Origin of the sequence: Mesorhizobium sp. M7A.F.Ca.AU.002.02.1.1, from assembly GCF_003998535.1 — a bacterium.
Taxonomy (GTDB): domain Bacteria; phylum Pseudomonadota; class Alphaproteobacteria; order Rhizobiales; family Rhizobiaceae; genus Mesorhizobium; species Mesorhizobium ciceri.
In genome coordinates this window covers 1-4,054 of record NZ_RZPB01000560.1, presented here as the reverse complement: position 1 = coordinate 4,054, position 4,054 = coordinate 1, and the positions used below count along the sequence as shown (strand labels likewise).

The 4,054-nt window shown below is 63.8% G+C and carries 7 protein-coding genes; 2 read left to right on the top strand and 5 right to left on the bottom strand.

Translation table 11 applies throughout. From position 1 onward, the window contains the following. Together EN879_RS26695 and EN879_RS26690 are read left to right on the top strand one after the other, a co-directional pair. A partial coding sequence (locus EN879_RS26695; protein ID WP_127274346.1) for a M20/M25/M40 family metallo-hydrolase occupies positions 1-324 on the top strand: 324 nt, incomplete at its 5' end. A 5-nt stretch (positions 325-329) separates the two neighbouring features. Then, positions 330-965: a hypothetical protein gene (locus EN879_RS26690; RefSeq protein WP_063169726.1), complete on the top strand. Its 636-nt coding sequence runs from the start codon at positions 330-332 to the stop codon at positions 963-965. Here EN879_RS26690 and truA read toward each other — a convergent pair. The 5 genes from truA to def all read right to left on the bottom strand — a co-directional run. Continuing rightward, the gene (gene truA / locus EN879_RS26685) at positions 932-1,702 is read right to left on the bottom strand and encodes a tRNA pseudouridine(38-40) synthase TruA (RefSeq protein WP_063169727.1); all 771 of its coding nucleotides are present in this window, start codon (positions 1,700-1,702) and stop codon (positions 932-934) included. The two genes, EN879_RS26690 and truA, sit on opposite strands and share 34 nt — an antisense overlap. A 121-nt stretch (positions 1,703-1,823) precedes the next feature. Continuing rightward, the gene (locus tag EN879_RS26680) at positions 1,824-2,330 is read right to left on the bottom strand and encodes an N-acetyltransferase (protein ID WP_013528472.1); all 507 of its coding nucleotides are present in this window, start codon (positions 2,328-2,330) and stop codon (positions 1,824-1,826) included. Next, entirely contained in the window at positions 2,327-3,280 is a 954-nt protein-coding gene (fmt, locus tag EN879_RS26675; RefSeq protein WP_063169728.1) for a methionyl-tRNA formyltransferase, read from the bottom strand. Before fmt ends, EN879_RS26680 begins: the two co-directional genes overlap by 4 nt. A 116-nt stretch (positions 3,281-3,396) precedes the next feature. Beyond that, complete coding sequence (locus EN879_RS26670) at positions 3,397-3,660, bottom strand: hypothetical protein (RefSeq protein WP_013528470.1); 264 nt, start codon at positions 3,658-3,660, stop codon at positions 3,397-3,399. Positions 3,661-3,707: 47 nt separating this feature from the next. Beyond that, positions 3,708-4,054 (bottom strand): peptide deformylase (gene def / locus EN879_RS26665; RefSeq protein WP_127274345.1); only part of this gene is annotated, 347 nt, incomplete at its 5' end.

The following is a 4,054-nucleotide window of genomic DNA, read 5'->3' as shown; positions in this document are numbered from 1 at the left end:
AAGTACCGGCAGGGCAAGAAGACGCCGGTCGACTACGAGCTCGTCTGGCGCGACCGGCCGAGCCATGTCTTCCTGACCCGTGACGACAGGCTGATCGAAACGCTGCGCGGCTCGATCAAGTCGGCGGTCGGCAAGGAGCCGACGCTGTCGACCTCCGGTGGAACCTCCGATGCGCGTTTCATCAAGGACTATTGCCCGGTGGTCGAGTTCGGGCTGGTCGGCAAGACCATGCACATGGTCGACGAGCGCGTCGCCATTGCCGACCTCGAGACGCTGACGCAAATCTACCAGCGCTTCATAGAAGACTGGTTCGGACAGGGCTGAACAGCATGCTTTCGGCGGACGAAACCCAAGCTTCGCTGACGGGCGCCTGGCGATTGATGCTCGGCAGAGCCGACGGCCTGCGCCTGCTCGACCTGTCGGCCGACGGCTTCTGGAATTCCTTCTTCGCCATTGTCGTTGCAGCACCGGCGCTGATCGTCGGCTGGGTCGGCATCGCCAACGAAATCGGCGATCCCGACGCCTTCGCGGGGCGCTTCAGCATGCTGGTGCGCCTGGCGACGGTCGACATCGGCTCCTGGGTGCTGCCGCTGGTTGCGCTCGCTTTCATCGCGCCGCGCGCCGGCATAGGCGGCCGCTTCGTCCACTACGTCGTTGCCAGCAACTGGGCTTCGGCCATCACCGCCTGGCTGATGCTGCCTTCGGCGCTGATCCGGCTTTTCCTGTCGTCCGCAAGCCAGGTTTCGAGCCTTGTGTCGCTGTTCCTCTTTGCCCTTTCTATGGTGCTGACCTGGCGCATGACAAATGCCACGATGGGCAGGGGCGCAGCGGTCGGCACGGCCGTTTTCGTCGGCATGTTCATTGCGTCGCTGCTGGTGCTGTTCGGCCTGCAGACGTTGCTCGGCATCACCGTCCCGGACGATGTCGGAGTTCAGAGCCTTTCCGGGCTCGTCTCGATCGGATAATCGACACCGGTGAGAAACAGCCCGTCGGGCGGCGCCACCTGGCCGCAGGCGGCGCGGTCGCGCGCCTCGAGCGATGTTTTCAGGTCGGCCGCGCTCCAGCCGCCGTCGCCGACACGCTTGAGCGAGCCGACCATCGAACGCACCTGGTTGTGCAGGAACGAGCGCGCCGAAGCCCTGACCTCGACCATGTCGCCTTGTCGGCTCACATCGAGCCGTTCCAGCGTCCTGATCGGGCTGTTGGCCTGGCACTGGGTCGAGCGGAAGGTGGTAAAGTCATGCCGTCCGAGCAGGACCTTTGCCGCTTCGTGCATGGCGCCGGCGTCGAGCCGCTTCGGCACCCACCACACCTTGCCCTTGTCGAGCGCGGCCGGCGCGCGGCGGTTCAGGATGCGGTAGAGATAGTGGCGGCCAATGGCCGAGAAGCGGGCGTCGAAACTGTCGGAGACCACCGTCGCTTTCAGGATGGCGATGCGCGCCCCGGCCGCCTGCAGATGGGCGTTGACGGCATCGCGCACCTTGTCGCTCGGCCACGCCTTGACGAGGTCGACATGCGCCACCTGCGCGGTCGCATGCACGCCGGCATCGGTGCGGCCGGCGGCGCGCAGCCTGATCGCTTCGCCGCAGAATTTTTCGATCGCCTGTTCGATCGCCTGCTGCACCGAAGGCTGATCCGCCTGGTGCTGCCAGCCGGCAAACAGGCTGCCGTCATATTCGATGTCGAGGCGAAAACGCGGCATTTGCGGCTAGAGCTCTCGCCTCGAGCAATTCCAGGAAAAGTGTGAAACGGTTTTCCGTTCGGAATTGCGTTAAAACAAAGAGGAGTGCAGTTCGCCGTTTCCGTGAAAACGGCTGACTGTTCTACGCGGCGAGAGCGGTGAAGGCGGAGGCGTAGACCAGCCTGCCTGCTTCTGGCGCGTCACCCCAGGCCAGCGCCTGCAGCGCTTCGCCCTGGTATTCGCTTTCGAAGTTCTCGGCACGCGTGTGGCTATAGCCGAAACGCCCGTAATAGGTGGGGTCGCCCAGCACCACGGCCAGCGTCTCACCACCATCCTTGAGGCGGATATGCGCCTCGCGGATCAGCGCGCCGCCAATGCCGCTGCCATGGAACGAGGGCTCCACCGCCAGCGGCGCCAGCGCCACGGCCGCGAAGGTCTTGCCGCCATTCTGGACGAACAGCCGCGAAAACAGGATATGGCCGACCACCTGGCCGTCCTCTTCCGCAACCAGTTCGGCAACCGCGTCGCCGCCGGTCACCAGCGCGTCGACCAGACCGGCCTCCGCCTGCTGGCCGAAAGCGTGTTCCTCGACGAGGCGGATGGCCTCGCGATCCCGCGGCGTTGCCGCGCGTATCGACATCATGCTCATGAGAATTTCAGTCCTTTTTCGATCTTGGCCCCGCGCAGGAATTCCGACGCGGCAGCGGGCTTTCCGCCCGCCCGTTGAACTTCGACCAGCCTGATCGCGCCTGCCCCGCAGGCGACCGTCAGCCGGTCATCGAGAATTCCTCCCGACTCGCCCAAATCTTCCGAAGGCGACAGGCCTTGCGACAGCGTCGAGCGAAGCAGTTTCAGCCGCTCCTGGCGGCCGCCAATTCCTATCTCCGACCAGGCGCCGGGAAAGGGCGACAGGCCGCGAATATGATTGTGGACCTCACTTGCCGAGCGAGTCCAGTCCACGCGAGTCTCGGATTTATCGATTTTCTTGGCGTAGGTCACCCCATCCACAGCTTGTGTGGTGAATGTCAGCGTATTCCTTTCCAGTCGCGCCAGCGCTTCCACCATCAAGGCAGCACCGACACTCATCAACCGATCATGCAGATCGCCGGCTGTCATATCGGGTTCGATAGCGCATTTTTCAACCAGCCCGACCGGACCGGTGTCCAGGCCCTCTTCCATGCGCATCACCATCATGCCGCTTTCCAGGTCTCCGGCCATGATGGCGCGCTGGATGGGGGCGGCGCCGCGCCAGCGCGGCAGAAGCGACGCATGGCCGTTGACGCAGCCGAGCCGGGTTGCCTCCAGAACCGCCTTCGGCAGCAGCAAACCATAGGCGACGACCACCGCCACATCGGCCTGCAAGGCGCGAAAAGCGGCCTGTTCGGCCTCGCCTTTGAGCGAAACCGGCGTCCGCACCTCGATGCCCAGTCGCTCCGCCTCGCGCTGCACCGGCGACGGCGTCAGCTCCAGTCCGCGTCGTCCGGCAGCGCGCGGCGGCTGGGTATAGACGGCTGATATCTCATGGCCAGCCTCGGCGATCGCGCGCAAGGTCGGCACCGAAAACTCCGGCGTGCCCATGAAGATGACGCGAAGGGGCATTTTTTCTTCTGGTATCCTGTCTTCTTGCTCGCGCAGTGTGCCGGCTCAGGCATCCGCTTCAAACGGGTTTACGAGCTTCAGGTCAAGGCCGTCGAAGTCGCGGGACGACCGTCGCGCTATCTTTCCGCTTCGATCTTCTCCATGATTTCCGCGTATTCATCGCCAATTGCGCTTTCAGATACGAAAGCCGAGCGAATTGCAGCCCACGCCGAGAGGCTCGACTCCTCTCGGGCCGGCCTCTCCGCAACTATGCCTTTGCGCAGAAGGCCGATGGCCTTGTCCGAGACGCTCTGGCCGACCTCGCGCGCCGCCAGTTCGATCTCGCGCTTCAAAGGCTCAGGAATGTCCCTGATCAGCATGTCGACCGTCGGCATCTCCATTTGGTGGCAATCCTGCCGACAATAGGCCTGGAGGGGACTCCCGTACCTTATCCCGCGAGCTTGCCCGGCGCCTTGTCCCTGGCGAGCTTCTTGAATTTCTTTACCACCATGTCGCGCTTCAGCTTCGAGATGTGATCGATGAACAGGACGCCATTGAGGTGGTCGATCTCGTGTTGCAGGCAGGTCGCCATCAACCCCTCGGCCTCTATCTCCTGCAATTTGCCGTCGCGGTCGAGATATTTGACCCGCACGGCGGCGGGGCGTTCGACCTCGGCGTAATAATCCGGGATCGACAGGCAGCCTTCCTCATAGACGGAGCGCGCATCGGCGCTCTCCAGGATTTCCGGATTGATGAAGACATGCGGCGCCGGCGTCTCGTCTTCCTTGGCGAGAT